Here is a 12957-nt window from a genome sequence, read left to right as displayed (position 1 = left end):
GCAAGTGATTACTTGAACACAATATCGATTCAATTAAAATAAATAAGCTTTTATTTTTTATCGTTCATGTCAATTATTTCATTAATCACTTGGACGATATCAAACCTATAAAAATTAAAATGAACGGCTTATTATCATAAACGAACGAAAAACAAGTGTCTTTAGAAGACATCAATTTTTAAATCAATGATCATTTTCTAGATATATTTTCGCTCAATTTCTACAGGATATAATTATTTTTTGAAAGAAATTAACTATTATTAGTTTATAATTTTAACCTCAATAAATTCTATGGAAAACATAAACCAAAATTTTAAAAGAACAGAAAAAGTATGGAGAAAGTCTCTTTACTTCGGACTAGTCGCTAGTGTACTGACTTTCACTTCCTGTTCAGACCTTTCAACTGAAAATCCACAGGTAGATTTTCAAGCCGAACAAAACAAAACGCTCACACTTTTCCAACCAACAGAGTTTTTGACTTTCAATGCTCAACAACTAGATGGTACCATCAATGCCAGAGCGACTGATGCTGCTGGTGTGGATAGAGGAAGATTTAATTTGACTCTTAGGTACCTAACACCTGTTACGGAAAGACAAAGAGCAGTTTTCGAATCTGCAGCTGCAAGATGGGAAAGAATCATTATCAAAGATGTTCCATCTATCACAGCAAATGGTTTTGAAATCCCCTCTTCATTTAATGGATTCCCCCCTGTTTTGGCAGATGGTGAGACATTGGACGATCTGATTATAGAAGTAGCCATTGCTCCAATTGACGGACGTGGAGGAATTTTAGGTCAGGCTGGTCCTAGATTCTACAGAACTGCTGATTTCTTACCCTTATCAGGCGTAATGTTTTTTGATGTAGCTGACTTGGATTTTCTGGAGAGCTTAAATTTATTTGAAGATGTAATTGTTCATGAAATGGGTCATGTATTAGGAGTGGGTACCGCCTGGAACAACTTTGGTAGGGCTTTACGGGTTGGCACGAATACTCCTGACGTTTACTTCGCTGGTGAATCAGCGAATAAACATTGGAATGCAGAAGGAGGGCTTGGCTTTTTACCAATTGAAAATACAGGCGGACAGGGTACAAGAAATTCTCACTGGAGAGAAAGTATTCTTAGAAATGAGTTAATGACAGGCTTCTTGAATCTAGGTTCAAATCCATTAAGTAGAATTACTGCTGGTTCCTTGAGAGATCTGGGTTACGGAGTTGGAATAGTAGGAGAGCGCTACGAATTACAAAGAGGTGCAGAAGGCATTGATGCTTCTCACAATGATAGCGATCAGGCAGGAATCAATATTGCAGAGATGGAGGTACTCCTGGAACCAATTGGGGCGGTAACTTTCTCCAACGAGAATTAATAGAAATTAAAGATCTAATAGCTTAAGTCTAGAGGTTGTCTTACTAAATGAGGCAGCCTCTTTTTTCTTAAAAAAGGTATGAGTTTCACAAGAAGAAATTAGATTATCAAACCCTATTCTTGGAATCTATTACAATGGTAACAGGACCATCATTGATCAGGGAAACTTTCATATCCGCACCAAACTCTCCTGTTCCAATTTCTTTCCCTAATTCTTGTTCTAAAGCACCTATCATTTGCTCATAAAGAGGTATGGCTACATCGGGTTTGGCGGCCTTGATATAGGAAGGCCTATTTCCTTTTTTGGTACTGGCATGCAAGGTGAATTGTGAAATCAGGAGAATCTCACCATTGACGTCTAGCAGGCTTTTGTTCATTACCTCGTTCTCATCAGGAAAAATGCGAAGGTTGACTATTTTCTTGCTCAACCAATCGATATCATCCAGTTGGTCTGCATCTTCTATGCCCAGTAATACCATCAGACCCAACCCAATTTGAGATTTGACTTTTCCTTCGATTTTTACAGAAGACTCAGAAACTCTTTGAATTACTGCTATCATTTACTTAAATCCTGCATTTCTCCAGAAGGAATGATTTCAACTCCTTTTCTGGAATTATCTAAAGCTACCTTCACCATACTTTTTGCCACCTGATAGTCATAAATAGGCCTCATATTTTTGAAGAGCTTTAACCAAACCAAGGGTTTCATTAAAATCGTGGCAACTTTTTCCCCAAACCTAAATTCATTCCTGTTACCCAAAAGCAAGGATGGCCTGAATATTCCTAAATGTCCAAAATCAAGTGCTTTCAAATCTTCCTCAGTTTTCCCTTTGACCTCATTGTAAAAGACAGAAGATTTTGGGTCTGCACCCAGGGCGGAAACATAATAAAAACCATTTGCTCCCAAGCTTTTCGCCCACTTTGCAAAAGCCAATACCAAATCATGATCTATCTCAAAAAATTTCTCTTTAGAACCTGCCTGCTTGATGGTAGTGCCTAAGCTTGAAAAGGCTTGAATCGTACATTTCTTTTCTTTTATAGCTTGAGTAAGGGACACATATTCACCCCCCAGTGATTGAGAATTAATTTGATCTTCCCAGTCCCAATTTTGGATTTGGGACATATTTCCAGCCAATTGCACAAGGTTGGCATGTTTAAGCGCCAATTTCCTCCTACCTACACTGATAATATAATCGTATGTATTTTGTTTTAGAAGTTGATGCAGTAACTGCATGCCAACCAAACCGGATGTGCCGGAAATCAGGGCTATGTTCATAAAGGAAATATTTCTTTGATACGATTCATCAATTCTTTTTCTAAAGATTGATTTTTATCCCGAGCATACCAAAGATGAGTTCCTTCTGTAAATTCTTTTGAACTTAGCCCTTGAGGATCCAATTTATAGGCCCTTTGCCTGTCGAGTAAAAATTGAGGTTTTGGTCCCCAAGTAAAATATTCTTTTTTCAAGCCAGGACTTAAGGCGATCAGCTTAGGAATTGATCTTGCTCCATTCGTTAGGTATTGTTCCATTAGTTCAGGATTTTCGTCCCTCAATACCAATCGCAATTGAATTTTCGGATTGACCTCCGCAAGCTTATTCATGTATGGAATGGTTTGGGCGGCATCTCCGCACCAAGCTTCTGTAATCACCAACCAAATTTGAGGAGGAACACCTAAGATCAATTCCTCCATCTCTGGTGACACCTTCGCTGTTTTATCCCATCTATGCATGCGTTGAGCTGCCATTCGGGTATATTCCAAATATGCTTCTGATTGGTTTGGACCTGTAGTTTTGTTTTCCAGCACCAATTGTTTCACCATTTCCCTATACTCAAAATAGGTTTGGGCTTGGGTAATCAGGTCTGGAGTAATTGTTCTTGTTAGTTGGTCAAGCATTTTTTAAAAGTTTCAGAAGAAACAGCTATGCCTATATCTGAGTTCGCTCCCAATCCAAAAATTGCTCGATTTCATCTTTTACTTTGGCATAAACAGCTAAAATCACTGAAAGGTCATCTGCAAAACCAAAAATGCCTAAAAAGTCAGGAATCAAATCAAAGGGTGATAAAAAATAAACCAGTGCCAAAAGCAAAAGACCCAAAGTAGTTCCAGAAAGCTTATGAGTCCCAGCAAAATGAGCTTTAATCATTCTAATAAATACAGAAACAGGTTCGATTAGCTTCTGAATTCGTGGGTTGTTTTTCAGATTCGCAAGTTTATTGCCTACACCGCTGATTAGTTCTCGGATTTTGCTCTCCTTACCTGATAGAGCTTCTACCTTTTCCCCAAAAAGAGCTTTGGCTTTATCCAGAATTTTCCCTGCTTTTGATTTATTTTTTGCCATGTTTCTAGAAGTAAAGTTGAATTTCAGCCTTTACCTTTTTTAAAGCATAAGCGATTGCATCGTTTTTTCGTTCCAGAGATTGGGCAAAGATAGCCTTAGCTAAGTCCATTCCCGAGGCTTCTTGATCCAATGTCTGTCGAGCCAAATTAATAATTGTAGTCACTTCCTCCACGGCACGTTTAACAGCTTCCCATGTCTCCTCGGAAAAATATACTTGCTGAGAAAAATTATGATTAAACTCTTCTCTTACTTCATGTAGCAATTGCCCCTGCAACTCCGCCGCTGTCATCCCCCCGGGACTGGATCTTCTCACCAAATTATTGGGAGTAATCCTTTCTAATAGAAGGCAAAGTCTCTCTGCAGCCTGAAGACGAACAGGAATAATGGTTTGGGTGTTTTTGGTCTTCAACTCCACCAGCATCTTTTCACGCTCTTTCGAAATAAAAGAAACAACTACTAGATACATGCCATATAGCACAGCAGCAGCTGGCAACAAAATCTTCAATAAATCAAATAGGTATTCCATAGTGGGATTAAATAAAGTCGAATATCTACAATTTATTCCGGCCTAGAAACGGAAGTCTGTGTAAATTTGGTTTCAAATCGAACCAATTTCCTGCCAAAATCATTCGAATTGCATGCTAGTTCCAATTTCTATTACAGAAAAAGCTGAAGCTGAGATCAAAAACATCATGGCTCACAAAAATATACCTGAAGAATATCACCTACGGGTTGGTGTCAGAGGTGGTGGCTGTGGGGGTATGTCCTATGCTTTGGGTTTTGACAAGGCTAAACCTGAGGATCAAAAATTTGAAATTGCAGGCATCCCTGTTCTAATAGAAAAAAGGCATTATATGTTTTTGATGGGGATGCAGATTGATTTTTTTGAAGGAGATGAGGCGAGAGGCTTTACTTTCATCAATCCCGATATTCCAAAAAGGCATGATGTTGAGGACGATTCTTAAGGATGAAGGCTGAAAGCTAAAAATTGGAGAACATCGGGTTTTCACCTGGCCCGTTTCCCGATTTTGGTTTTAGTCCATTTGTTCAAGATTCACTATTCAGGCTCCGATCCAGGTGAATTTTTTAAGGATTAATTTCTTATTTTGAATCAAATTCCATTCAAAATGAAGTCAATCATTCTATCTCTCGCCTTATTTCTTTTTTCTGCTCAGTCATTTTCCCAAGAAGTAAAAACCCTTAGTCTCGATGAAAATCCGGGAAAAGGAAAAGTATCCGAACTGGATTGGCTTTCTGGTTATTGGTTGGGCACAGGATTGGGAGGAGAATGTGAGGAAGTTTGGCTTCCCCAAAAAGATGGCCAAATGATGGGGACTTTTAGATTTTGGAATAATGGAAAATTACAGTTTACTGAGTTTTTTCAATTAGTAGAGGTTGGTGATTCCTTTACCTTAAAGCTAAAGCATTATGGAGCCGACCTGAGTCCATGGGAAGAAAATGAAGAATGGACGGAGTTTAGGCTTATAGAAGTAGGAGAAAATAAAGTTTGGTTGGATGGGCTCACCATGGAGCGAGTTGGAGATCAAATGAGCGTCTGGGTTTTGATGAGGTCCAAAAACGGAGATCATGTTGAGAAGTTTGAATATCAAAAAGGCGATTTTTAAAGTCAGAAATTTGAAAGCTGAAAGCTGAAAATCAGAAGATCTTGGCTAAGATATCATTAACAAGGCTAAAATAGACTCCTGTATAAATTATCAATTCTGAGGCTCCTCTAAAATACTATTATATTAACTTTTGATTAGTTTATTGTATTGAAATGTATGGTTAGATGATTTTGATACTGTAGGAAAATAAATCGGCTTAAAGGCTGCTCTAAAGATCAATTAATGCAAACTTCGGTCATCGGTCTTCCGGCTTCCGTCTCGATTGACAAGGAAAATCTGGCTTATAGCAAGTTTCCGAATAATTCTTAAATAAATCACAAATCCTCAAAACCGGGCTTGACCAAATCCCAAAATTCATCCAATGCAATAATTCTGGGCTTGAGAAAAGAAATGATAGCCGGCCAATCCTTCTTCTCCATCACATTCACACCTTTTTTTACCATCTCAATTTTTGAAATGACTTGCCCTACTTCGTTTTCAACATGGAGCTTCCAATCCCACTTTTCTTGGGTGCAGGATTCTAGAATTTTCCGGAGTTGGGTAAACTGCTCAAATATTAACTCTTGAAACTCTTCGTCAGCATGGGTAATTTCTATACCTATTGAGGCAAATCCCCTTTCTGCCTTCATCCGAAAATAAATATCCTTAATCCCCGTCTTATAATTTGGCCAATTGACTCTTCTTCCCTGTGCATTGGGAACAGGCTTCATATATTGCCCAAAGGCTATCCAAAAATCCTTACGGATTCGGGAAGTCTCGGCTTTGGAATACATAGTTAATCTTGGTAATCTTCGGGATATTGAATTTGGACGGCAGAATATTTTACCAATCCGCCTAATGCTGGACCATGTTTTTTAAGGGTCAGTCGAATTTGTGTTGTACTGGGATAAGCTCGCAATATATCCGTCACAATCATATGCCCCAGATGCTCCAAAAGCTTCACTTTCACATCCATTCTAGCCTTAATGATCTGATACAATTTTGAATAATCTACCGTAGCATTCAAGTCATCTTCCAGCATGGCTTTTTTGAAATTAGTCTCTAATTCCAAATCCAAGGTAAAGCGGTTTCCTAAAATAGATTCTTCAGGATAGGCTCCGTGATAGGCATGAAACTCAATTCCTTCGAGTGCAACTTTTCCCATCAGTCAAATTGATCAAAAAATGAACCCGATTGCTTTTTTGGATCTTCCGACTCATTTTCTTCCCTTACTTCCTGAGCCTTTATTTCTTCTTTGATAGGTTCTTCTTCTTGAATTTCTTCCTCCTGATCTACCACTTCTTCTACTTCCTCTTCCCTCTCTTCATTTCCTACTTCAACTTCCTCATTAGCCTCCACTACATCCGGAGCACTATCATGCATTTCCAAATCAATAGCTTCCTCTACAGTTTCCATTTCTTCCAATGGATCTTCGTCTATAGATTCAGGCACATATTCATCCTGTGGCTGTTGTGGCTCAGGAGCTTGCGCGACAAGATTGGCCAAATTTCCAAAAGTAAATGTATGTGACCTGCTGAGTTCATCAATGGCACGTTGGTGTGCTTTTGCATCGATTCTGGAATAATGAGCTTCTGCCAAATCCAATTGATTCAGAGTGTCCTGAGAAATTCGCTTCAAGCTTTTCACCAAAGCTTCCCTTTGCTCTGCCAATCCTTCGTAAGACCTTACCAGTCCCTGCATGCTTTCGCGAAGCTCAATGATTGTTTCTTTTGCTTTTGCTTCTGCAGCTCCAATAATGGTAGCAGCATCTTCCTCTGCCTTTTTCTTTGCCTCCTCCATCATTTGATTAACGTGGGCTGTGGCATTTTTTGCTGTATGATTTGCTTCTGCGATAATCTGATCGGCAGCTTCATTGGCCTCTTCAATGATACTCGCCCCGGTATCCTCAGCAGTTTTCAATGTTCTAAAAAGTGAATCCTCCACATCCTTCAGCCTTTTGGCCTCAGCTTCCACCTGTTGCAGTTTGGATTTCAATTCCAGGTTTTCCTGATTGAGCTGTTCTACGACCTGACTGACCTCATCCAAAAATGCGGTAACTTCTTTTTTTTCAAAGCCTCTGAAGGAGGTTTCGAATGATTGCGAACGAATAGCTGCGGGTGTGATTTTCATGTATGTTGTGGTTCTATATTCCAAATTGAAATGCTTCTATCATCAGAAACAGAAATGACTTCGTGAGTATAACTACTCCAAACTACCTTATTGATACTGGTGCCATGACCTGCGTTTCGGGCCTTATCTATGACTTTTAGCAGTTTTCTTTCTTCAGTTCCCCAAACTTTGATGGACTTGTCCATGGAGCAGGTAACCAGCATGGATCCATCTTCTTTAAATGAAAGATAATTGATTGCATACATATGCGCTACAATATCTTCAGATAATGCATAAGGATCTACGCTCCAAAATTTCAAATGTGCATCCCTAGCACCACTGACCAGAATTTTTTCATCCGGAGAGTAGCGCAAAGCAAACACCGAGTTGGCATGCCCTGTTAAATTAGCAATGGGCTGATATTCATTAGCCAAATCCAAAATCTTAATGCTATGGTCAGACAATCCTATAGCCAAATGCCTTTTCCCCAAGGCAATATCCATTACCCGAATACTTTTTGAGGATAGCTTAATATGCTTTTTGATGCTTTTTGAAGGGATATCAACAACGATTAAAACTCCATCTCCTGTTCCTACAAAAACCTCATCTCCTAAAACCTGAATATCAAAGATCGCCTGATCTGTCAATTGAATCGACCAAAGCTCTTTATTCTCCTGGAGATCAATCAAATGAATTCCTTCAAAATTATGTCCAATGACTAAATAGTTCCGCTGCTTGTCAACTGCCAATGAATATACAGAGTTGGGAAGCTTAGCAATTAGTTTTCCATCCTTTGGATTATCCAAATCCCACTCCACTACCATTCCATCTCCTGCACCTGTATAAAAATAGCGAGGATCCGAGCCTTCTGCCAATGCGTATATACAATCATTATGGCCAGTTAGCGTGTGCGATTTAATTACTTGAATTTTTGACATATATTGCCTTATGCTTAGATTAGCCCTACAGGCCTATGCAAACAAAAATAGAAAAAATTGATAGTTCCTCTGCCTTAGCCATCAAGATAATTGATGACTACTCTGAGGATGAACTGGACTTCCTCAGTTTTAGGGAGAAACTTGCCTTGGCAAATATCTCTCATCCTGAGAAAAAAAGGGAGTGGTCTACAGCGAGAGTAGCGATCAAAGATGCTTTGGATTCCCTTTCTGTCCCCTATCCCGGATTTTTTAAAGACGAACACGGGAAATCCCAATCCATGAATGGTTCCGGATATGTGTCTCTTAGTCATACTCAAGGATATGCCGGTGCGATTTTCCATAGAGAATATCCCGTAGGAATGGATATGGATTTTGTGAGAGAGAAAATATTAAGAATCGGTAAAAGATTTTTAGACCCAGATGAATTGGATTTTCTGGAGAATGATCCAGTTCATTTCACGCTTGCTTGGTCTGCTAAAGAATCAATCTTCAAGTGCCAAGGGAAAAAAGGAGTTTCTTTCAGAGACAACATTCTACTCGAGCCTTTTGAAAAAGGAAGTACTGTGATTAAAGGAAAAATAAGAGGAACAGATTACGCGGATCATCATTATCGGGTGCAGGCACAAGTACTTGGAGACGTGATTCTGACTTACACCATTTGGTAATATGAAATGCCCATGAGGAAAAATCTCACACAACTTGTCCCGAACTTGTTTCGGGAGGGGGATAATTATTTTGGGCATTCCATCTGACCTCTAAAAACAAATTATAAACAGATGAAAAAAATATTTGCTGTTTCTATTCTTTGCTGCTTAATCCATTTCAATAGCTTTTCCCAAACTTTTCAATCCATAAAAAGGATAGATGCAGTAACCGGAAAAAGTACAGACTTGAAAAGCTTAATCAGTGGCAAAGCGCTGGTGTTAATTTTTCACAGCCTAGAATGCCCGTATTCCAAAATGTATGAAAAACGATTAATTGCATTGAGGAATAACTATTCCAACAAAGGGATTCGATTCGTACTTATCAATCCTGAATCAGAAATTGATCCTGAAAGTCAAAAAGTATTGAAATCATATGTCGATGACTCAGGACTCAATATGAATTACCTGATTGATGAGGAACAGGTTTTGGTTAAGCAATTGAATATTACTAAAATTCCTGAAGCATTAATTATTCTGAATACTGAGTCAGGGTTAAACGTGGTTTACAGAGGAGCCATCGACAACAATCCCCAAGCTGAATCAGCCGTTTCGGAAAGAATTTTGGAAAGAGCAATCAATCAAGTACTGAGAAATGAAGAACCCAGTCCTGCAACAGTCAGAGCAACGGGTTGCAACATGAAGAACTTTTAGGGTTCTAGAATTGCCAACATTTCCTTGATTTCATCTACTTTTTCAGCTTCCCCAAGTTTATCGAAAGAATTCCCCAGATTCCTCAAGCTTCTCATAATGATTTGAAGATTATCGGTGGGCTCAAAGTATTCTTCTTTTGGCTCAATTTTCAGATGATTCAAGTAATTCTGAATGTCTTTCCTGCTAAAAACCAAGCCTTTATTAAAGGCATTAATATAAAAAGTCAATTCATCTGTTTTGTAAGTCAGCACAAATAAATTTGGCAAATTGACTCCATAGATCGGGAGTCCCAGTTTTTTAGCCACCAACATGTAGATAGCACACAAGGAAATAGGGTTCCCCTTTTTAGTATCCAAAACGGTGGATAGCATACTATTTCCAGGAGAGTGAAAATTTTTGGTATTTGCTCCGAATCTCAAAGTATTGAAGAGAACATTATTGATGATCCGGATTTGATCATAGGGTTCCAAATCATTTCTAAAGGCAGTCCATACATCAAAATAGATCTGATGCATTTCCGCATTGAGTTTTTCAAATTCCAAGTCGGGATATTGGTAGGTATTGATAATCCAAAGCCCTGTTAACAAGTCCTGATCCTCGGAATTTTTCCATTCCTCCAGTCTTCTTTTCACCAAAGAAAACTGGAGGTCATGGACTAGAATTTCAATCTCTTTTTGGATCTCCGGATTAAAACTATTTTCCCACTTTTTTTCCAAGTAGGGAATGATCTCAGTTCCCAAGGATATAATCCGCTCCCTTACATGATTTTTGACTTCAAGGTCTGTATCGTCAAGCAAGGAAACTAAGGCGTTTAATTCAGAGGCTGACAATTCACTCATAAATGAAAATAATCAATTAATCTTTAGGTTTGAATAACACCCACATTAAATCTTTCCATAATAGGATTGTGATTAGCTGCTTTAATTCCCATGGATATCACCTTTCTGGTTTCTCGGGGATCTATCACCCCATCAACCCACAATCTGGCAGCAGCGTAATATGGACTCAACTCCTCATTGTACTTATTGGTGATTTCGTCCAATAGTTCCTTCTCCTCTTCCGGAGTGATCTCTTGTTTACCTGCCTTTTTCAATGAAGAAACTTTAATCTGAAGCAAAGTTTTAGCTGCTGAAGCACCAGACATTACCGCCATTTGTGCTGTCGGCCAGGAATAAATCAGTCTTGGATCATAGGCTTTCCCACACATGGCATAATTGCCCGCTCCGTAAGAATTCCCTAGAACAATGGTGAATTTCGGTACAACCGAGTTGACCATGGCATTCACCATTTTCGCACCGTCTTTGATAATTCCGCCATGCTCCGCTTTACTTCCTACCATAAAGCCGCTGACATCCTGCAGAAAGACCAAAGGAATTTTGCGTTGATTGCAGTTCATGATGAAACGAGCCGCTTTATCTGCAGAATCAGAATAGATAACGCCTCCCATCTGCATTTCACCTTTTGCAGTTTTTACAATCTTTCTTTGATTGGCTACTATTCCTACAGCCCAACCATCGATTCGTGCTGTTCCACAAATCAGGGTTTTCCCATAATCTTTCTTGTACTCATCAAACTCCCCGGCATCTACAAGGCCTGAAATCACTTCAAGCATATCGTAGGGCTTTACTCTGTCCAATGGGAATTTCTTCAACAGCTCTTCACCCGAAAAACCGGGATCTTTAGGTTCTGATCTATCAAAACCTGCATTTTCAGATGCTCCAAGCTTGTCAAAAATATTCTTGATAGCATCCAGACAATCCTGGTCAGAGTCATATTTGTTGTCAGTCACCCCTGAAATTTCACAATGGGTAGTAGCTCCTCCAAGAGTCTCATTATCTACAGACTCGCCGATTGCTGCTTTCACTAAGTAAGAGCCGGCCAAGAATATGGAACCTGTCTTATCTACAATCATAGCTTCATCGGACATGATGGGTAAATATGCTCCGCCTGCTACGCAACTTCCCATGATAGCTGCCACTTGAACAATACCTAGAGAAGACATTTTCGCATTATTTCTAAACTGCCTGCCGAAGTGCTCCTTGTCTGGAAAAATCTCATTTTGCATAGGCAAAAACACACCTGCACTATCTACCAGATATATGATAGGAAGTCGATTTTCCATGGCAACTTCCTGTGCCCTCAAATTTTTCTTGGCAGTCATAGGAAACCAGGCTCCGGCTTTAACTGTGGCATCATTGGCGACGATCACGCACATTCTACCACGGACATATCCGATTCCTGTGACAACACCTGCAGAGGGACAGCCGCCTTCTTCCTCATACATCCCATCAGCTGCAAAAGCCCCTATTTCTAAAAAATCCGATTGCTCATCGATCAGGTAATCGATTCTTTCTCTGGCGGTTAATTTACCTTTTTCATGCTCTTTGGCAATTCTTTTTGGTCCTCCACCCTGTTTTACAAGTTTGTATTTTTCCTGCAATTCAGTGAGGAGTTGGCCGAAATCTTTTGGTTCAGTTTTACTTGGGGAATTCATTCGTTATTTGGGTTTACTAAATTCAAACTCCAATCTACAAAAGGAAGTTTGGAAAAATCAGAATTCCGGAGGGAGAAATCCGAAAAGATGGTTTATTGATGCTATAGCTGCTCTAGTCCGCGATATTATCGGGAGCAATCTCGAGCTCTTATCGTAGGATTTGTATTCCGATTAATTCAAATGTTTTCAAAAGCTAAAAATAGTCTAGCTATAATTGAACTTTTGGACACCATGTTCCATACCTACGGCATGGAAAGGATTCTCAGAGCCGTTATTCTACCTAGCTCAAATCCCTACGGGATTGAATATTTACACAATGTTTCTCGGATATCTTGCTGGCACGATGGCATTGTTTCATATTGAAAATTCTGCGCCAGCGCTGGGTTGATTATTGTTCGCATTTATACCCCAGGTTTCACTCGGGCCTGCGCGCCTCAGGCGTGGCTATTGAAAAGTTAAAGCCTTTTAGGCTTTGAAGAGGTTAATTTTTTGATCTTAAAGCCTTAAATCTGAGCAGGATCAATTCCCTCTTTTATAAAGGGGGCAAGGGGGATTTTTCAAATTAACTCGTCCTAAAATAAGTTTACGGGTTTGTGTCCGCTCCCCTCCTAGAGGAGGGGCTGGGGGAGGTAGAAATCCAAAATGCGGATATTTTTTAGGAATCACGCAATACCAATATTCGTAAGGGTGCGGTGGGAGGTCGTGGCAGCGGGGCGTGGGCTGGCATAAGGGGGGAAGCTTTGCCACGACAA

16 protein-coding genes are annotated in these 12957 nt (G+C 39.6%); 5 read left to right on the top strand and 11 right to left on the bottom strand.

What is annotated here, in order from left to right:
* Nucleotides 1-291 precede the first annotated feature (291 nt).
* A complete protein-coding gene (locus tag FL972_RS02860; protein WP_144603369.1) occupies nucleotides 292-1365 on the top strand; it encodes a leishmanolysin-related zinc metalloendopeptidase in 1074 nt (357 codons plus the stop codon).
* A 106-nt stretch (nucleotides 1366-1471) separates the two neighbouring features.
* Here the strand turns inward: FL972_RS02860 and dtd are convergent, their stop codons facing one another.
* From dtd to FL972_RS02835, 5 genes are read right to left on the bottom strand one after another with little or no spacing between them, the layout of a single operon-like run.
* Nucleotides 1472-1924: a D-aminoacyl-tRNA deacylase gene (gene dtd / locus FL972_RS02855; RefSeq protein WP_144603366.1), complete on the bottom strand. Its 453-nt coding sequence runs from the start codon at nucleotides 1922-1924 to the stop codon at nucleotides 1472-1474.
* Nucleotides 1921-2640, bottom strand: coding sequence for an NAD-dependent epimerase/dehydratase family protein (locus FL972_RS02850; protein ID WP_144603364.1), 720 nt, complete (start codon nucleotides 2638-2640; stop codon nucleotides 1921-1923). Before FL972_RS02850 ends, dtd begins: the two co-directional genes overlap by 4 nt.
* On the bottom strand, nucleotides 2637-3260 hold the full coding sequence (locus FL972_RS02845; protein WP_144603362.1) for a thioredoxin family protein: 624 nt from the start codon (nucleotides 3258-3260) through the stop codon (nucleotides 2637-2639). Before FL972_RS02845 ends, FL972_RS02850 begins: the two co-directional genes overlap by 4 nt.
* A gap of 31 nt (nucleotides 3261-3291) precedes the next feature.
* Nucleotides 3292-3705: a YkvA family protein gene (locus FL972_RS02840; RefSeq protein WP_144603360.1), complete on the bottom strand. Its 414-nt coding sequence runs from the start codon at nucleotides 3703-3705 to the stop codon at nucleotides 3292-3294.
* A gap of 4 nt (nucleotides 3706-3709) precedes the next feature.
* Nucleotides 3710-4231 (bottom strand): DUF7935 family protein, encoded by a 522-nt coding sequence (locus FL972_RS02835; RefSeq protein ID WP_091654384.1) that lies wholly within the window; start codon nucleotides 4229-4231, stop codon nucleotides 3710-3712.
* Nucleotides 4232-4343: 112 nt separating this feature from the next.
* On the opposite strand from FL972_RS02835, the gene FL972_RS02830 reads away from it, so the two are divergent.
* Together FL972_RS02830 and FL972_RS02825 are read left to right on the top strand one after the other, a co-directional pair.
* Nucleotides 4344-4670 carry a HesB/IscA family protein gene (locus FL972_RS02830; RefSeq protein ID WP_144603357.1) on the top strand — a complete coding sequence of 109 codons (327 nt, stop codon included), beginning with the start codon at nucleotides 4344-4346 and terminating at the stop codon, nucleotides 4668-4670.
* 162 nt (nucleotides 4671-4832) lie between these two features.
* Entirely contained in the window at nucleotides 4833-5330 is a 498-nt protein-coding gene (locus tag FL972_RS02825; protein WP_144603354.1) for a DUF6265 family protein, read from the top strand.
* Nucleotides 5331-5644: 314 nt separating this feature from the next.
* Here FL972_RS02825 and FL972_RS02820 read toward each other — a convergent pair whose 3' ends face one another.
* From FL972_RS02820 to FL972_RS02805, 4 genes are read right to left on the bottom strand one after another with little or no spacing between them, the layout of a single operon-like run.
* Entirely contained in the window at nucleotides 5645-6103 is a 459-nt protein-coding gene (locus FL972_RS02820) for a DUF4268 domain-containing protein (RefSeq protein ID WP_144603352.1), read from the bottom strand.
* 2 nt (nucleotides 6104-6105) lie between these two features.
* The gene (gene folB, locus FL972_RS02815; RefSeq protein ID WP_091654395.1) at nucleotides 6106-6474 is read right to left on the bottom strand and encodes a dihydroneopterin aldolase; all 369 of its coding nucleotides are present in this window, start codon (nucleotides 6472-6474) and stop codon (nucleotides 6106-6108) included.
* Nucleotides 6474-7439 carry a DivIVA domain-containing protein gene (locus FL972_RS02810; RefSeq protein WP_144603349.1) on the bottom strand — a complete coding sequence of 322 codons (966 nt, stop codon included), beginning with the start codon at nucleotides 7437-7439 and terminating at the stop codon, nucleotides 6474-6476. Before FL972_RS02810 ends, folB begins: the two co-directional genes overlap by 1 nt.
* Nucleotides 7436-8356 carry a WD40 repeat domain-containing protein gene (locus FL972_RS02805; RefSeq protein WP_144603346.1) on the bottom strand — a complete coding sequence of 307 codons (921 nt, stop codon included), beginning with the start codon at nucleotides 8354-8356 and terminating at the stop codon, nucleotides 7436-7438. Before FL972_RS02805 ends, FL972_RS02810 begins: the two co-directional genes overlap by 4 nt.
* 35 nt (nucleotides 8357-8391) lie before the next feature.
* Here FL972_RS02805 and FL972_RS02800 point away from each other — a divergent pair, with 35 nt between their 5' ends.
* Nucleotides 8392-9021: a 4'-phosphopantetheinyl transferase family protein gene (locus FL972_RS02800; RefSeq protein ID WP_144603344.1), complete on the top strand. Its 630-nt coding sequence runs from the start codon at nucleotides 8392-8394 to the stop codon at nucleotides 9019-9021.
* Between the two features lie 111 nt (nucleotides 9022-9132).
* The gene (locus FL972_RS02795; protein ID WP_144603342.1) at nucleotides 9133-9711 is read left to right on the top strand and encodes a redoxin domain-containing protein; all 579 of its coding nucleotides are present in this window, start codon (nucleotides 9133-9135) and stop codon (nucleotides 9709-9711) included.
* Here FL972_RS02795 and FL972_RS02790 read toward each other — a convergent pair.
* Both FL972_RS02790 and FL972_RS02785 read right to left on the bottom strand, forming a co-directional pair.
* Nucleotides 9708-10550, bottom strand: coding sequence for a transglutaminase-like domain-containing protein (locus FL972_RS02790; protein ID WP_144603339.1), 843 nt, complete (start codon nucleotides 10548-10550; stop codon nucleotides 9708-9710). The two genes, FL972_RS02795 and FL972_RS02790, sit on opposite strands and share 4 nt — an antisense overlap.
* Before the next feature lie 23 nt (nucleotides 10551-10573).
* A complete protein-coding gene (locus tag FL972_RS02785; protein WP_144603338.1) occupies nucleotides 10574-12205 on the bottom strand; it encodes an acyl-CoA carboxylase subunit beta in 1632 nt (543 codons plus the stop codon).
* Nucleotides 12206-12957 lie beyond the last annotated feature (752 nt).

This window comes from Algoriphagus algorifonticola (assembly GCF_007655305.1).
Taxonomy (GTDB): domain Bacteria; phylum Bacteroidota; class Bacteroidia; order Cytophagales; family Cyclobacteriaceae; genus Algoriphagus; species Algoriphagus algorifonticola.
This window is presented reverse-complemented; position numbering and strand designations above follow the sequence as displayed.

Coding starts and splice junctions, on each gene's coding strand:
- FL972_RS02860 (WP_144603369.1), top strand. CDS start 292: ATGGAAAACATAAACCAAAATTTTAAAAGAACAGAAAAAGTATGGAGA.
- dtd (WP_144603366.1), bottom strand. CDS start 1,924: ATGATAGCAGTAATTCAAAGAGTTTCTGAGTCTTCTGTAAAAATCGAA.
- FL972_RS02850 (WP_144603364.1), bottom strand. CDS start 2,640: ATGAACATAGCCCTGATTTCCGGCACATCCGGTTTGGTTGGCATGCAG.
- FL972_RS02845 (WP_144603362.1), bottom strand. CDS start 3,260: ATGCTTGACCAACTAACAAGAACAATTACTCCAGACCTGATTACCCAA.
- FL972_RS02840 (WP_144603360.1), bottom strand. CDS start 3,705: ATGGCAAAAAATAAATCAAAAGCAGGGAAAATTCTGGATAAAGCCAAA.
- FL972_RS02835 (WP_091654384.1), bottom strand. CDS start 4,231: ATGGAATACCTATTTGATTTATTGAAGATTTTGTTGCCAGCTGCTGCT.
- FL972_RS02830 (WP_144603357.1), top strand. CDS start 4,344: ATGCTAGTTCCAATTTCTATTACAGAAAAAGCTGAAGCTGAGATCAAA.
- FL972_RS02825 (WP_144603354.1), top strand. CDS start 4,833: ATGAAGTCAATCATTCTATCTCTCGCCTTATTTCTTTTTTCTGCTCAG.
- FL972_RS02820 (WP_144603352.1), bottom strand. CDS start 6,103: ATGTATTCCAAAGCCGAGACTTCCCGAATCCGTAAGGATTTTTGGATA.
- folB (WP_091654395.1), bottom strand. CDS start 6,474: ATGGGAAAAGTTGCACTCGAAGGAATTGAGTTTCATGCCTATCACGGA.
- FL972_RS02810 (WP_144603349.1), bottom strand. CDS start 7,439: ATGAAAATCACACCCGCAGCTATTCGTTCGCAATCATTCGAAACCTCC.
- FL972_RS02805 (WP_144603346.1), bottom strand. CDS start 8,356: ATGTCAAAAATTCAAGTAATTAAATCGCACACGCTAACTGGCCATAAT.
- FL972_RS02800 (WP_144603344.1), top strand. CDS start 8,392: ATGCAAACAAAAATAGAAAAAATTGATAGTTCCTCTGCCTTAGCCATC.
- FL972_RS02795 (WP_144603342.1), top strand. CDS start 9,133: ATGAAAAAAATATTTGCTGTTTCTATTCTTTGCTGCTTAATCCATTTC.
- FL972_RS02790 (WP_144603339.1), bottom strand. CDS start 10,550: ATGAGTGAATTGTCAGCCTCTGAATTAAACGCCTTAGTTTCCTTGCTT.
- FL972_RS02785 (WP_144603338.1), bottom strand. CDS start 12,205: ATGAATTCCCCAAGTAAAACTGAACCAAAAGATTTCGGCCAACTCCTC.